The organism is Flammeovirga sp. MY04 (assembly GCF_001682195.2).
GTDB lineage: Bacteria > Bacteroidota > Bacteroidia > Cytophagales > Flammeovirgaceae > Flammeovirga > Flammeovirga yaeyamensis.
Genome location: NZ_CP003561.2, coordinates 709,139 through 724,815, shown reverse-complemented (window position 1 = coordinate 724,815; position 15,677 = coordinate 709,139). Strand labels below are relative to the sequence as shown.

The window sequence follows — 15,677 nt, the reverse complement described above, 5'->3', positions numbered from 1 at the left end:
AGTAGTTCATCGACCTATCTAGAACAATTATTTAGATGGAAATATTCAGTTCAACATCAAAAATAGTATTTGATGATGGAGCATAAAAAAAGACGAAGAAAGATTCCTCGCCTTTTACTATTAAAAGTCTTTATTTCAAATTATAACTATTCTACAATATCAATTGTTTACAGTTCTTGCTCTAGATCTCCACCGATATCAGTTTCTCTGTAACCTTCACATTGGATTTTAAATGCGTGAGCATAATCTGTAGGGAATGACTTTGGCTTTTTGATCACTAAACCTTTTTCATTTCTCTCCCACTTCAATGGCTCATTACTACCCAGTAAAGTGATTTTCTCGATATCATTGTTTAAGATGCCGAACTTAGTACTCAATGTTTCAATTTGAATATCACCTTTAGGTGTATCCATTACTAAAGCATAAAACTCATTATCGTTCTTTTTAGTGAAACGAATATCATTTTCTGTATAAACAATTTTTTGTCTTTCGATCTTGTGTCCACCTGAAGGAATTCTAGTTGGTCCCTCACCAAAAATTGTCCAAGGTCTTGTTCCGTAAATCGCTTCTCCATTTACGTCTAACCAACCCCCAATATTTGTCAAAAGATTAACCATTGGTTCAGGAATAGTACCGTCAGGATCTGGTGGAACGTTCAATAACATGTTACCGTTTTTCGATACAATATCAATTAAGATATCTACTAGTTCGTTTGTTGATACAAACTTCGCATTCGATCTGTAGAACCATGTACCTGGAGAAGTATCCGTTACCCAAGCATCTGCTTTTGGTTGGTTCGGACGACCTCTTTCGTAATCTCTAACTGCAGTAGACTCAGGGAAAGTAGTTTCTTTAAACATCACCACTACTTCTTTATCCCATTCTTTTGCTTTATTGTAATAGTAAGCCAAGAATTTTTGTCTGTATTTCTCGTCCATGTTCTCTAACCACCAGTCGAACCAAATTACGTCTGGCTGATACACATCGATATATTCTTTTAGCTTCGCCCACCAATCTTTGTGGTAAGCTTCAGTAGGAACATTACTATCCCATCCGTGTGGTTCTGTATATAAATCGTAATCTTCTGGATCAACTCCTCCATACTCGTGAGCAGGAACATAATATTTCCAAGTAAATGCATGGTGGAAAGAACCGATAAACTTCATTCCTCTTTTCTCTACAGACTCTTTTAACTCCGCAGAAATATCAATTCCACCATAGTTTACAGAATTCCATCTTGTAGTTTTGGCATCCCACATCGCAAAGTTATCGTGGTGCATGGCTACAGGTCCAGCAAACTTAGCTCCTGATTTTTTGAATAACTCCGCCCATTGTTCAGCATTAAATCCTGTTGGCTTAAAGTTTTCAATTAGATATTTATAACCAAACTCTTTAGGGTCACCAAACTGCTCAACATGGTGTAAGTAATTAGAAGTTGGTTTATGAACTTCGTTCCCATTTTCGTCTTTTGGATATTCTCCTGTTTTCCAATTCGGTAGACCTTTTTTTCCGTACATTAACATACCATGCCAACCGCCTAAGTATTCGTTTTTATCCATATTTACGAACGCACCAGAAACGGGTCCCCAGTGAGTGTAAATACCAAACTTTGCATCTTTGTACCAATCAGGTTCTTTGTTTACCTGAGAGATCGATTCCCAATCTTCTTTAATTACATCATCTTGTGTCAACTCCGTATTTGACGGTGGTTGTTGACAAGACATTGCAATACCTAAAAATAGAACCGGTATTGATTTAAATAACTTCATACTTTATACGTTTAATATCAGTTTAGTTCTGATGATGTCTTGTAATTCATTTGCTTAATTCGAAAGTAGATAAAACCATACTTTCGATCGGTGATTTTTTATTCAGATTAGGGGGTATAAAATTAAAAAACGTCGTTTATCGTGTAAAGAAAGCGAATTTTATCTCCAAAAAACACCCATTTCACTCATCATTTTCTGAACAAATGTAGAATAAAATTCTTTTTCTTTATTTTCATGCCTACTATCAACATCACATAGTTTGATTTATTTTTATAGCTTTGTCGATACAAACTTTAATGTTACTCTAATGAAAAAACTACTAGTACTCCCGCTAATCATCTTCCTTTTCAACTGCGAAAGTCACATCAAAAACTCTGATAAAAAGGTGGTCGTAGAAGAGGGAACTCAAGTTGAGGAAATTCCTAATCAAGATGTAAAAGAAACAACAGTAACTGAAATCCATTACTCTACCGATTCTTTAATTGGCTTCTGGGTGGGTTATTTCCTAAAAGACGATGATTTTGATAGAAGCGTTAGAATGGGAGAATATGATTCTTGGAACAAGGAAAACAAAATCAACATTTCGATTGATAAAATTGATGGAGATAAAGTCGTTGGTCATAGTGTAGTGGCGGGTAACGATCGTCCTTTTAAAGGTACCATGAAAAAAGAATCAAATGGTGTTTATGCATTTGATGTTAAAGAGCCGGGTGACCATAAGTATGATGGGGCTTTTCAGTTTAAAATTCACCTAGAAAACAATCAAATGATTGGTAAATGGAGAGGTTATAAAGAGATTAATATTAGAAAGAGAAAATATAACCTAGATAAAAAAGTCTTTAAATATAATCCGAATCATCAACTCAATTGGATGACATATAAAGACTGGAATAAAACAAAAAATGTAGAAAAATCTGCAGAATATGAAGATGGAATTGTTGAAACATGGATGGAAGAGGCTATGGTTCAATCCACTCATGCTTCTCATGAGATCAATGCATCTACTACACTTTTGAAGAAAGAAGACGTAGAAAATCTCTCTAAAACTGATTTAATGATCATCAGAAATACGATTTATGCTCGACATGGATATTCGTATAAAAATCAACCGCTAAGAGTATTTTTTGATAGACAACCTTGGTACATTCCAGTACATACAGACATTCGAGCTAATCTGACGGATATCGAAAAACAAAATATCAAGCTTTTATTGAAGTATGAGAAAAATGCTTCTGAGTATTATGACACTTTTGGTCGAGGATAGTCTATGATGAAATCGATTTCCATTCCTGTTTTCAAAGTGATATACTATGCAGCATTCATTTACTTTAGCTATCTAATGCTGCTCATCACACTTCAGTATATCCCCTTACAATTTGATGTCGCTTTTTTGAATCTCAAAGAGGAGGAAATTCAACTACCCTATTATCAAATAGCCTTTTTTGCGCATGTGTACAGTAGTATTTTTGTATTGGTTTTGGGTGGATTTCAATTTTCTAAATCCATAAGAATTAAATTTCCATCCATTCATAAATACATTGGAAAAATATATGTCTTCCTCATTTTATTGGTGAGTTGTCCTTCCGGATTTATTATGGCATTACATGCTAATGGAGATATCTTTACAAAAACTTCTTTTGTTCTTCAAGCTGTTTTGTGGTTTTGGTTTACTTATAAAGCTTTTGATTATGTCCGATTAAAAAATTGGGATTTGCACCAAAAGTTTATGTTGAGAAGCTTTGCGCTAACCCTTTCAGCCATTAGTCTTCGACTATTTAAATGGATTATAGTAAATACTTTAGCTACTCCTCCAATGGATACTTACAAGTTTGTGGCTTGGTTGGGGTGGGTGTTTAATATTGCGGTCATCGAACTTTATTTCTACATCAAGGATTATCGAAAAATAAAAATTATCACACTTTAGAGTACTCCATTAAATATTCAAGGGTTTGACAATACTAATTTTTCATTTAACTTTAATAAAAACTAAACCTAATTTCAAATGAAAGCTTCAAAACTAATCCGACTTCTCAGCTTAAGCATTTTCCTTATTTTCTTTAACTCTTGTTATCAAGAGGTAGAAATGATTGGTGAACTAAAAGTAACCACCTCTGTAGAACCAAGAGATTTTGCCATTTTCGATAATGCAATATTCTCTAATCCAAATGGTTATAGCGAGTATGATGCAATCATCCTGGAAGAAAATGCTCACGGAACGTATACTTATCAACTAAACCCTGGTAATTATATTGTACAATACGCAGGTACTTACAAGTATCAGACAGTACAAATACAAGTGGGGAAAACTGTTGAAATTACTTTAACGGAAGCTCCTTAAAGAATTGAATTTATTAGTAAAACAGTAAATAGGCTAAGAAAGGAATATGAATTTTCTCTCTTAGCCTTTTTTCTATATCAATATTTATTTTGAACTATAACGAAACAAAGAATATCCCAAGATAAATGATAACGATTGATACTTAGTCGTGATATCTGACTCACTTTTCAAAAGATCTCTCTGGCCATTATACCTCAACTCGAAACTTAATCGGTCTTTAAATTGAACTCCACCACCAATAGCATACCCTAATCTCGATTTGATATCAAAAGCACTCATCCTCACACCGTTTTCTCTAATTAATTCTATAGTTGAATTATCTAAAGCGAAATCAAATAAAGCGGCAGCATTGACAAAGAATTTGATATCACTAGTAGCAAACATATAATACCTCAATCCTACAGGTAATTCAATAGAAGCATAATCAATTTTTGAGGTATACTTCCCTCCCAAAACACTTCTTGACTGAATTTCAGTTTCTGTGGCATACTTTTGATAAGTAGGCTCTAAAAATATACTCCACTTGTTCTTTTTAACAGGTAAAATATATTCCAGTTCGACACCGTACCTTCCATTCAACTGACTAGGATGATCGATAGAGTTCTTTTCAATAGGATTATTGTAACTAAGACTCGATGAATTTAACCCTGCTCTTAAATTAAATTTAAAAGTCCCAGTATGTGTTTCCTTCTTTTCAATTTTATAGGTTTCATCCATAGCTTTATTGTAACGATAAATCATTTTTGATAAAGCCTTCTCGTTATATTTTAAATAAGTGAATTCGCTTTCTTTTATGGTATTACATTTTAGATCCAACATCAGTTGCTGTCTAAAATAGTTATTCTCTAGCAAGCTTTTTTTCCTTGTATTCTCTTTTGTATAATGAAGATACTCTTTGTAAACTAACTGTTTCACATCACCATCTTTTACTTTATAGAAATACTTTACAATACCTCTAGATGAATATTTGTATAAATTTGCTTCTCCTTCAATTAATACTTTTAGAAATAACGCTTCATTTTGAAATTCGGGATTTCTCGATTCACTTAATTCAGTGAGACTATAAGAAGAGCGATCAATATCTACTTGCACTCCGATATATTTATCGCCTTCATACACTTTGAATTCTTTGATTTCTAACGGATTTACTTTTTGTACTTCCTTATTGTTTGTTGTTTTGTATTCAATAAAGGTGGGATTCTTTACCCAATCCTGATTTTTAATTAAACATTCTGTTTTTTGATTTTGATGATCTACGATATATCCTTTCTCAAATACTATTTGAGCAAAAGATTGAAAAGTTAAAATAAAAAGAATAAAGCTGAATGTTGCTTTCATTGGTATGATAGATTTAGAGAGTTACAAACCACCATCTCCAAGAAATACTATTTCTTGATGAAGTGAATGTTATAAAAAAATGTTTATGTCTAAGATTGTCTAAAAATGAAGATAATGGGTATTTTGTAAATATCACACTTAATTAAAGTTAATAATATACCCCCTTAAAAATGACAATTTTATCCCACTTTATTGCTTTTGATCCTTTTAAGTTTGCAACGTAATAGATTTTAACAAAACATTATTTAAGCTCTTGGAGAAGTAAAAACAATACTTCTTTTATTATACAGCTCTCGAAAATAGAATATAACTAATTATCTGATAATAGATTTGGCTTGTCCGTTAAAGCCAAATTCCAAAAACTTTATATTAAACTATTTATTTGATTTAGGTAGAAACATTGAAGGCACCTTTCATAGTCCTTAGGTGTCTGTCGCTTTCTACTTTTTTTAGTGGTTCATCCACGTTCATTACGACAAAAATTACTAATAAAAATGTTCAACTATTTATTTAGACTTCAATCTATTTTAACGATTGTATGTTTTATGTTCTTGGCAAAGAATTCAAACGCCGCTACGCCAGAACAGACCACTTTCACATTCAAAGTACCAAGCTGCGTAGGTACAAAAAGTGCGACCGCTTGGGTCGGAAATCGTGTAGTAATTATGATAGAAGGAGAATCTCCTTCGAGTAGATCAGCTACAACCATGAATAAAGTGCTCGACATTTTAGATGCAATGGATGCTAAATTTGTTGAGTTCTCTGGCCTTTCGAACTTACCAAAACAATCAAGTTACAAAGGTCTTCCAGTGATAGAGATTGTTACTGACAACTGTGGTTATGGTGGACTCGCCTATCATGGTACTAGAGGTATGTCGACAGGAAAAGTGTTATTTAAAGAGGTGTATGATGCTGCAAATAGTGGCAGAAACGCCATTCATCAGGTTTTTCTTTACGAAACTGCCAGGAATTTCTACCTCACTCGATTCAATAATAAATTCGATTGGATTATGAATGATAACTCTGCCAATTGGGGATGGTGGACAGTTGGATTTAATAACGCTCAAGCTGTAATGATTCCTACTTCATTAAATTATGAATTACTTTATTATGGTCAGAGTCTAGCTCAATTTAGAGAAGGGATGGTAAGCAAATTTGAATACTACCTAAATAATACTCAATACAACTTTGATAATACCTGGAGAAAAGATCGATTACCATGGAGACAGCAATCTAGTGTAAACGATTTAATGACGGGGATGATCATTTATTCTTATGAAAACTTTGGTGGTGATGCCTGGATAAAACAAGTATACCGTTACTTAGAAAGTAATGTTGTAAGTGACCGTTCAAGTAGAACTTCTTACCAAGAGTGTAGAGATAATGTTTATAAAATCTGGAGTTTGTCAGCTAATCGAAATTTAGAAGACTTCTTTGAAAGAGACATGAGATGGGTAATTAGTTCTTCTGCAAAATCATGGGTCATCAATCGTTTAGGAAATAACGGTGGCGATAATGGAGGTGGAGAAATAACAGGTATCGCTCCAAAAGAAGGTAGCGTACTTAAAAGCAACTCTGTTGAATTTAAATGGGATTTAGAAGGAGATTCCCATTGGTTATATGTTGGCACTTCGGTAGGAGAAACAGATATTCTTAATACTGGTGGAGAATTTACTGAGAAAAAATATATAGTAAATAATCTTCCAAATACAGGCACAGTTTACCTACGTCTATGGAGTAAAATCAATAATAACTGGTCTTACAATGATTACACCTATACAATGAGTGTTGATGGTAACGGAGGAGATAATGGAAGTGACAATGGAGGAGGAACTTGTGATTGGGTTCTTCAAGATGGAAATGCTCTTGATGTTGGTGCTTATGAAAACGATACATATGTTGTCGGAACAGATAACTATTTATATAAATCAAATGGTTATAATGGTTTCTCTCTTGTAGATAACAGTATGAGAATCAAAAAAGTTGATGTCGGACAATCAGGATTATGGGCTATTAATTCAGACAATAGAATTTATCAATACACCAATAATACTTGGGTGTATAGAAGAGGTATAGGTACCGACATTGCTGTAGGAAATAATGTTTATACTATTGGAACTGATGGCAAAGTGTACAAATATTTAGGTGATGGTTGGTCAAGTCCTTACGGTACTACACTTGGAACGGATATAGCTGCTGCTAGTGATGACCGACCTTGGATTAGAGGAACTGATGGATACGTATATCAATGGCTTGGAAGTAGATGGGATAAAAAAGGAAATCTTAAAATTAAAGATATTGCCATCAATCCTACAAAAGATGAATTTGTGTTTGTGGATACTAATAATTCTGTTCAAAAGTATGTTGGGAGCGGCAACTACGAGGTTTTATCAGGCATTGGATCTAGAATTTCTATCACTTCCGATTCTAAGTTATGGACAGTCACTTCAACAAATAAAATCTATCATTATACATGTGATTTCGCAACTATGAGTAGTTCAGCAAGAACAATCAATTCATTCGAGAATGAGGTATTAAATGATGACTTTAACCAAGTGATTTTTTATCCAAATCCTATTTCAAATCAGAAGTTAAATATTAAAGGACTTCCTTTAGATAAAGAAGTTACAATTAGTATATCAAATATTCAGGGACAAGTAATTTATAATTTATCTACTACTACTAAAGAAATAATTACGCTTTCACTTAAAGAAAGCAGAGTTCCCCATGGTATTTATATTCTTAAAATCGAAATGATTGACGATGTAATTACCACAAAAATTAAGGTGAATTAACCTTAGATACACAGAAGTATATTATTAGGGAGGTATCGCTTTTGGCGGTGCTTCCCTTCTTTATGATTTTAACTTTTTAGAAATCAAACGTATAGAATCTCCTTCTTCAAACTCCATATATTTCTCGACTACTAAAACTTCGAAATAAGGTTCGAATAATTGAATTAAAGATTTTTCATCCTGATAGTTAACTAACATCCCTTTGAAGATTTCATCTCCTTCACCATACCACATCGAATGACAAACAACACCTCCTTCGTTAAGGACTTCAAATTGTCTATAAATAGATGATTTAATTTGATCATCCGTAAGGTGTTGAAAGACTTTGTTGGAATAAATACCATCAAATTTTTCATCAGTTTCTATGGTGGATGCATCTAAATTTAAGAATATCCCCTCCGCAAAACGTTTCTTTAGTCTTTTGAGGAATTCTTCCGAAAAATCAGAACCAATCACTTCATAATCTTTTTCTAAAATATGAAAATCAGTACCTGGTCCTGTACCTAATTCGAGTACCTTCGATCCCTTCGGTAAATGATGTTTTAAGACATCAATAAGTTCTTGTCCGTCTACCTCTGCAGCCATTTTGATGTACTCACTGACTGTTTCTTTATTTTTATAATATTCCATCTATTTTGAATCAAATGTAATATCAATTAAATCTTTGGCCATCTGTGCCGGGCTCTCTTCATCAAGGTTTCTAAGTTGAAGTTCTCCTCTGAAATAATCGCCACCATCTTCAAGAAACCCTTGCCCTTTTGGAGTAAAAACAGGAAAATTATCTGGAGTAGATACCTCATACCGTCCATCTTTTGCTACCGTAAATGTGGTAGTCACCTGAAAATAAAATGCTTGAGTACGACTAAACATATTCTTTAAAGCATTCGATATATTTACGAGTTGTTCTTTAAGCAAATATGCTTTTAATTCTTCCTTGTTCATGGGTTAAATTTCGATGATTTTTGTTTGAAAGGCAAGGGAATTGTGTGGGTGTGAAAACTGTTTATCATACGCCATTCATTAAATTTAAAGAAAAGCACCTTACTCCCCACTTTTCAACTCCTCAATCTTCTCTTCTAACTCCTTCGCTCTCTTCACAAACTTCTGTTGCTTCTTCAAAGAAGGTAAAGTTTCATTATCTAAAGATTTTAAATGCTTTTCGTATTCCTTTTCTAGTTCCTCTAGTTGTTCTTTTTTTGATTTCATGATTTTTAAAAAGTTTATGATTCTTCGATAATGACATGAAGTTAAAAAGATATTTCATTGTCTAAACTATGATTAGGATTTAATTATGACTTGTTATTATTATCATTCATAGAAAACAAAAAAAGCTGCTCCATATTTCTATGAAACAGCTTTTTCTTATCTATTCTGAGATGACCTCAGATCATATGATTATGCCAATTTAGGGTTTTCTCCATATTGGTTATTTCCGTATTCTCCATCTGTACAGAAAAGAACAATTAACCAAATTGGTCCGATAAGAGGAATTAGACCTACAAAGTAAAACCATCCACTTTTACCTACATCGTGTAATCTTCTAACGATTAAAGCAATTGTTGGAATAAATGATGCAAAAGCATATATAATGTAAAAAGGACTAAAACCTACTTCCAATACATTAATAATAAATGCATCTAGTGCCATTAATGCAAAAATTGCAATTACATTGAAGAGAAGGAAAAACCAATACTCAGATCTTCTAGCACGACCCGAAAAGTTTGCGTAATTCTTGAACGCTTTTAAATAATATTCCATTAGAATAAAAAAAATAGTTGGTAAAAAATATAGTTAGTGTACTAAAGCATAACAATATACTTAGTATCCAAATTTAATATTACAAATAAAATTGCTATTCTTAAAACTTAAAGACTAATATTATTCTATATGTTCTACAATTTTACCTACCTCACTAAAAAACACATTTTTAGACGATAAGATTTTCTTTTCTCCGTTTACTATTATGGTTTTTCTGAATTTAATATCAGTCGATGATGCACCTATTAGAAACTCATACTCTCCAGGTTCGATAATTAAATCCATGTTGTTATCATAGAAGCTTAACTGCTCTAAAGATACTTTAAAGTTGATTTTTGCTTTTTCACCTGTCTTTAATTCTGTTCTAGAAAATCCCTGTAAGGATAAGGCCGGTCGCTTAATCGATGGATTTTTTGGAGTGATATACAATTGTGAAATCTCAGCTCCATCCATATCACCCACATTACTTACCTCAAAAGATAGATCTATCCACTCGTCTTTGGTCGTCACCGCATTATCTGATGCAAAATTTTGATAATCGAATTTTGTATAACTTAAACCATGTCCAAAAGAAAACATTGGTGATTTGTTCTTGTACGCTCCTCCATAATATATAGGACATTGTTCATTAGTTCTTGGAACAGTCACCGTCATTTTTGCCGATGGATTTACGTTACCTAATAAGATATCTGCCATGGCATTTCCGCCTTCTTCGCCAGGATACCAACCTTGAATAATTGCTGCACAATCATCTGCAATTTCGTTCAATACGTGTGGGCGACCTCCGAAAATGATTAACACTACCGGCTTGCCAGTGGTAATAAGATCTTTCACAAATTGTTCTTGTTCCCCTGCCAAACGAATATCTTTTCTACTTCTGCTCTCCCCGCATAAATACCTGTTCTCACCCATTGCTGCAATAATCACATCACTTTCTTGGGCGATAGACAATGCTTTTAAATAATCTTCTCTTGTGGTTGGAATAGAAGATAATTCGACCACTTTTTTCTCCCTTTCATCACCCAAGTTATTTTTCACTTTTGCGATGGAATTCTTCGATGAAGTCGTCCAATCACATCCTCTTTCAAACATCAACTGAACATCTTTATCCAATTTATTTTCTAATCCACCTTTTAAAGTGATCAACTGAGGATCGGTAGGATCGATAGGTTGTTTTTTCCAATAAAGCGATAAAGATTGATAAGTATAATCGCCTAATAATGATTCTGCAGAAGCCGCATTTGGACCAACCAATGCAATCTTTTTCACTCCTTGATGAATAGGAAGGATGCCATCATTTTTTAATAATACAATGGATTGAGTGGCCGATATATAAGCTCTTTCTCTAAATTCCTTGCTATCTAACTCAACGTGTGCATCAATGGATAATGGACCGTCTAATAATCCTAGTTTTCCTTTTAAAGTCAGAATGCGTTTTACAGAACGATCGACCTCCTCTATCGTAATTAAACCTTCTGATAAGGCTTCTGGAATTAATTTATAACAATCTCCTGCTGGCAATTCTAAATCGACTCCATTTTTAAGTGCCCTCACCAAGGCTCCTTTTTTATCTTTTGCGTAGTTGTACGAAGTAAAGATTTGTTTCACGGCAAAATAATCCGATACAATAACGCCATTAAATCCCCACTTTTTTCTTAACGTCTCCTGAAGCAAGAATTCCGATGCATGGGCGGGTACATCTTTATAAGAATGATACCCCGGCATTAAAGATTGTGTGTTTCCAATTTTCACCGCTACCTCATGAGGCATCAAGATTTCCTCTAAAAACTGACGATCATCTTTGTTATTCGCACCGTAACCTGCAAAATGTTTGGTAGTTGTCGCCACTCCTTTCGATAAGTCATTGGTCTGCATGCCATCTATAAATGCCAAGCCCATTCTTGCTGTTAAGTACTCCGACTCTCCAAAAGATTCTTCCATTCTTCCCCACTTCGCATTTCTTGCCACATCCAACATGGGAGAAAGTGCCAAAGTAGTTCCCAACGAACGCATCATTCGAGAAGTGTACCCCGTATTCGTTTTCACCAATTCCGGATTCCAAGAACAAGAAATACCAATTTGCTGTGGCAATGTTGTTGCCCCTTTTATATTATATCCAGAAATCGCCTCCCCATGTTTTAATAATGGATCACTCGATTCTCCCATCAACGTCTTCACCTTCACTTCCAACGACATGCTATCCATTATCGCCACTACCTTCTTCTCAATGGCCGCTGATCTCTCGTCTGTAATTCCTAAAGTTCTCTTTTTATTGATCGTCGAAATCGTCTGATCATTCACTTGATACTGACAACTCATCATCAAGAGGATTCCTATTGAGTAGATAATTGATTTTTTCATCATTCGTTATTTGAAGTTTGTCTTGGAGACTGATCTATTCACCTATCAAATTCAAGTTTCACATCCTATTCATCTACCTGATGTTCACCCTTATTTCAAGTGGTTTCTGATGATCATTTCCAGTTATTTCATTTCAAAGAACAAGATATTTGATGATAATTTGTCACTTGGGAAAAAATCAAAGATCTATAGGGGGTATATTATTTTTTTAAAATCTTTCGATTCCCCCATGTTTAAACTTAAAAAATTTCCCCCACCTATTTACTATTTTTTTTTCACCGCCTAACGATAATCCCCAACTACATTGGAAACCGAATTATTACTTAACCAACTAACTTTAAATTACTTATGAATAGAACAACGTACTACTGTTCATTACGACACGCAGTAAAACTACTAATTCTATCGTGGCTGTTCACCTCAGCTACTGTCTACGCTCAAAATGTCTTTATTGAGCATCAAGTGCAACGATATGTAGGAGGAGTTTCCCTTCTCGATCGTTCCAAATTCTTCAATCTCCATTCTAATAGTCGCGACACAGAACTGAATCAGTTTTACAACGATTACAACGTCTCTCCTAGTCGTGGTTTTTGGGGTCCATTTTCTTATTCCAAAGGACAAGGAAACGCCATCGGTACTTATCCATCTGGTAAAAACGGAACGGATGAGGTAAAAGCAGTCTCTCGTTTTGTAGGTACAGAACACCCTTACAATGTCTTTAAAGATGGGTTAGACCCTATCGCTGCCGGCAATTGGGCGGCAGAGTATTATAAAGACTATGTAGATGCGAGTGGTCGACCTGAATTCTTCGAACCCATGAATGAGCCTTTTGTTCATGCAAAAGATTACTATTCTGGTGGATGGAATTTAGCGGAAGAAAACCGTATCAAGCTTCAGATGGCCGAAGTGTATGCGGCTATCGGAAACAAGATCCATGCAACGCCTGCCTTAGCCAATATGAAAGTGATTGGTTATTCTGCCGCTTGGCCTTCATTGGAAATAGGCGACTTTGGCCATTGGGAGGAAAACATGAAGATGTTCATGGATGTGGCTGGAGCTGATATGGATGGTTTCTCGACTCACCTTTATGATGGGGTAAATGTAACGGGACAAGACAACCGCAGATCGGGTAGTAACTCAGAGGCTATTCTCGATTTAATTGAGACATATAGTTATACCAAATGGGGAAAAGTGAAACCTCACTCTATTACGGAGTATGGTGCCATTGCTTCTGGTTATGGTGATAATTATACTGACATCGAGAGCATTCAGACAGTAAAAGGTATCAATCAAATGCTCTTTAATTTATTGGATAGGGAGAACAACATTGATATTTCTATTCCTTTTATTACGGATAAATCCACTTGGCATTTAACGCCGGGGAACAATTATCAACCGTATGGTGCCGCATTACTAATTCCAACCAATATTGGTCAACCGACGGTAGCAGGTTGGAAGTATTCGCCAAAGATCCATTTCTATGAGCAATGGAAAAATGTAAGCGGAAGAAGAGTGCATGTGTATTCTGACAATCCGGATATTCAGATTCAGGGTTTTGCTAACAACAACATGTTGTATGTGGCTTTAAATAACTTGGATGATCAATCTCAAAATGTCAACTTAAACTTTTTAAGCGGATTGAGTGGATTGCAAAATGTAACCACTAAATCATTGAAGATCTATCCCAACTCCAATCCGGTCATGAACATCAGTTCGTCTGCTTCAGCGCCAAGCAGCATCAATTTGATAGGTGGAGAGACAGTGGTGCTCGAATTAAGATTTGCGAATTCAATTCCATTCAATAATGCGATTCGTGATCGTAAATATTATACGAGTAAGCATCTTCAAGCCATCAATGCCAACACAGCCATCACTTTTAACTTTAATGGAATCGCTACTGGTACTGGCCAAGCGGTTTTATTGATGGGTATTGGTAGAAAACATAACAAATCGAAGCAACCAACAATTAAAGTGAACGGTACAACTGTAACGGTTCCAAATAATTGGAAAGGTTACGACCAAGCCAATAGAGATGATTTCTTTGGAGTAATCGAGATTCCATTTGACCATTCTTTAGTACAAACAAACAATACAGTAACTGTTACATTCCCTGATGGCGGTGGACATGTGAGTTCGATGATTTTGAAAACAAAAACATTCGATCAAGCTGTGGCTCCAACAGAATCTGTGGCGATTGTTTCTCCAACATCAACAATTGGAAGTGATACCACTATTCCAATTACACTGAGTTATTCCGCAGGACAACAAAGAGATATTGTAGCCGAATTTTGGTCGTCTACCGGATGGTTAGGACAAGCTACAAAAACCATCAATGCAGGAAGTGGGAGTGAAACTTTATCCATTTCTTTGGGCAGTGCCCCAGCGATTGGAAGCGGTTATATTGTAAAAGCGAGCATTCGTCCTGTAGGCACAAATTGGCAACAAAATATTGCTACCGATCAGAAGAATAACTTATCAGTTACCGCACCTCAATCGGCCTATGGAGGAACACCTCATTCCATTCCAGGTAAAGTAGAAGCAGAAGATTACGATATTGGTGGTCAAGGGATTGCTTTCTCGGATACAGACACCAATAACCAAGGAGGTATGTACAGAACGGATGGTGTAGATATTGAAATCTGTTCGGATACCGATGGCGGTTACAATGTCGGTTGGATGAATACCGGAGAGTGGTTAGAATATACTGTAAATGTAAACATAACTGATGATTATGATTTCTTCCCGCGTGTGGCTAGTATTAACGATGGAGGCGTATTAAAAATTTCTGTCGACGGTGTGGCTGTAACGGGTAATCTGACGGTACCGAATACAGGCGGATGGCAAGCGTATCAGACCATGCACATTAGAAATGTGCCACTAACACAAGGTCAACATGTGGTAAGAATTGATGTAGTTAATTCTGGCTTCAACCTTAATTTATGGGCAGCGTGGCAATCGGCTACATCAAATGCACGACAAGTAAACACTACTTTAGAAGAGCAAAAAGAAGTGAGTATCTACCCTATTCCATCTGCAAATGATAAGTTGTATATCGTGGTTCCGAATAGCGAATTAACGACTATAGAAGTCTTTAATTTAGAAGGAAAGCGTTTGGTACAAGATCAATTTGAAGGTGACAAGTACACTCTTCCTGTTGAGAATTTACCGGAAGGCATGTATATCATTAATATTAGTAATGCACATGTGCAAACGACTAAAAAAGTGATCATCAAATAGAGAACTGAATATATAATTTAAGGCTCGGGAATTTTCTCGGGCCTTTTTTGGTGACATTTTTCAGGTTCTGATATAAGTCTT

General features: G+C 35.1%; 12 protein-coding genes. 5 read left to right on the top strand and 7 right to left on the bottom strand.

Features of this window, described 5'->3' with window-relative positions; translation table 11 throughout:
* Positions 1-167: 167 nt before the first annotated feature.
* Complete coding sequence (locus MY04_RS22865) at positions 168-1,769, bottom strand: alpha-L-fucosidase (RefSeq protein ID WP_066214702.1); 1,602 nt, start codon at positions 1,767-1,769, stop codon at positions 168-170.
* Positions 1,770-2,076: 307 nt separating this feature from the next.
* Here MY04_RS22865 and MY04_RS22860 point away from each other — a divergent pair, with 307 nt between their 5' ends.
* The 3 genes from MY04_RS22860 to MY04_RS22850 all read left to right on the top strand — a co-directional run bounded on the left by MY04_RS22860 (position 2,077) and on the right by MY04_RS22850 (position 4,107).
* Positions 2,077-3,033 carry a YARHG domain-containing protein gene (locus MY04_RS22860; protein WP_066214701.1) on the top strand — a complete coding sequence of 319 codons (957 nt, stop codon included), beginning with the start codon at positions 2,077-2,079 and terminating at the stop codon, positions 3,031-3,033.
* Positions 3,034-3,036: 3 nt separating this feature from the next.
* Positions 3,037-3,693 (top strand): DUF2306 domain-containing protein, encoded by a 657-nt coding sequence (locus MY04_RS22855; protein ID WP_066214699.1) that lies wholly within the window; start codon positions 3,037-3,039, stop codon positions 3,691-3,693.
* 78 nt (positions 3,694-3,771) lie between these two features.
* Positions 3,772-4,107 (top strand): hypothetical protein, encoded by a 336-nt coding sequence (locus MY04_RS22850; RefSeq protein ID WP_066214697.1) that lies wholly within the window; start codon positions 3,772-3,774, stop codon positions 4,105-4,107.
* A gap of 84 nt (positions 4,108-4,191) precedes the next feature.
* On the opposite strand, the gene MY04_RS22845 is transcribed toward MY04_RS22850, so the two are convergent.
* Entirely contained in the window at positions 4,192-5,445 is a 1,254-nt protein-coding gene (locus MY04_RS22845) for a porin family protein (RefSeq protein WP_066214695.1), read from the bottom strand.
* 494 nt (positions 5,446-5,939) lie between these two features.
* Here MY04_RS22845 and MY04_RS22840 point away from each other — a divergent pair, with 494 nt between their 5' ends.
* Entirely contained in the window at positions 5,940-8,240 is a 2,301-nt protein-coding gene (locus MY04_RS22840) for a tectonin domain-containing protein (RefSeq protein WP_066214693.1), read from the top strand.
* A gap of 60 nt (positions 8,241-8,300) precedes the next feature.
* On the opposite strand, the gene MY04_RS22835 is transcribed toward MY04_RS22840, so the two are convergent.
* The 5 genes from MY04_RS22835 to MY04_RS22815 form a co-directional block, all read right to left on the bottom strand.
* Positions 8,301-8,870 carry a class I SAM-dependent methyltransferase gene (locus tag MY04_RS22835; RefSeq protein WP_066214691.1) on the bottom strand — a complete coding sequence of 190 codons (570 nt, stop codon included), beginning with the start codon at positions 8,868-8,870 and terminating at the stop codon, positions 8,301-8,303.
* A complete protein-coding gene (locus MY04_RS22830; RefSeq protein ID WP_066214689.1) occupies positions 8,871-9,182 on the bottom strand; it encodes a hypothetical protein in 312 nt (103 codons plus the stop codon).
* Between the two features lie 99 nt (positions 9,183-9,281).
* Complete coding sequence (locus MY04_RS22825; RefSeq protein ID WP_158297863.1) at positions 9,282-9,446, bottom strand: hypothetical protein; 165 nt, start codon at positions 9,444-9,446, stop codon at positions 9,282-9,284.
* 189 nt (positions 9,447-9,635) lie between these two features.
* Positions 9,636-9,998, bottom strand: coding sequence for a DUF805 domain-containing protein (locus MY04_RS22820; RefSeq protein WP_066214688.1), 363 nt, complete (start codon positions 9,996-9,998; stop codon positions 9,636-9,638).
* Between the two features lie 120 nt (positions 9,999-10,118).
* The gene (locus MY04_RS22815; protein WP_084006083.1) at positions 10,119-12,362 is read right to left on the bottom strand and encodes a glycoside hydrolase family 3 N-terminal domain-containing protein; all 2,244 of its coding nucleotides are present in this window, start codon (positions 12,360-12,362) and stop codon (positions 10,119-10,121) included.
* Between the two features lie 345 nt (positions 12,363-12,707).
* On the opposite strand from MY04_RS22815, the gene MY04_RS22810 reads away from it, so the two are divergent.
* Complete coding sequence (locus MY04_RS22810) at positions 12,708-15,596, top strand: carbohydrate-binding protein (RefSeq protein WP_084006082.1); 2,889 nt, start codon at positions 12,708-12,710, stop codon at positions 15,594-15,596.
* Positions 15,597-15,677: the final 81 nt, after the last annotated feature.

Coding starts and splice junctions, on each gene's coding strand:
- MY04_RS22845 (WP_066214695.1), bottom strand. CDS start 5,445: ATGAAAGCAACATTCAGCTTTATTCTTTTTATTTTAACTTTTCAATCT.
- MY04_RS22835 (WP_066214691.1), bottom strand. CDS start 8,870: ATGGAATATTATAAAAATAAAGAAACAGTCAGTGAGTACATCAAAATG.
- MY04_RS22865 (WP_066214702.1), bottom strand. CDS start 1,769: ATGAAGTTATTTAAATCAATACCGGTTCTATTTTTAGGTATTGCAATG.
- MY04_RS22825 (WP_158297863.1), bottom strand. CDS start 9,446: ATGAAATCAAAAAAAGAACAACTAGAGGAACTAGAAAAGGAATACGAA.
- MY04_RS22830 (WP_066214689.1), bottom strand. CDS start 9,182: ATGAACAAGGAAGAATTAAAAGCATATTTGCTTAAAGAACAACTCGTA.
- MY04_RS22840 (WP_066214693.1), top strand. CDS start 5,940: ATGTTCAACTATTTATTTAGACTTCAATCTATTTTAACGATTGTATGT.
- MY04_RS22815 (WP_084006083.1), bottom strand. CDS start 12,362: ATGATGAAAAAATCAATTATCTACTCAATAGGAATCCTCTTGATGATG.
- MY04_RS22820 (WP_066214688.1), bottom strand. CDS start 9,998: ATGGAATATTATTTAAAAGCGTTCAAGAATTACGCAAACTTTTCGGGT.
- MY04_RS22860 (WP_066214701.1), top strand. CDS start 2,077: ATGAAAAAACTACTAGTACTCCCGCTAATCATCTTCCTTTTCAACTGC.
- MY04_RS22855 (WP_066214699.1), top strand. CDS start 3,037: ATGATGAAATCGATTTCCATTCCTGTTTTCAAAGTGATATACTATGCA.
- MY04_RS22850 (WP_066214697.1), top strand. CDS start 3,772: ATGAAAGCTTCAAAACTAATCCGACTTCTCAGCTTAAGCATTTTCCTT.
- MY04_RS22810 (WP_084006082.1), top strand. CDS start 12,708: ATGAATAGAACAACGTACTACTGTTCATTACGACACGCAGTAAAACTA.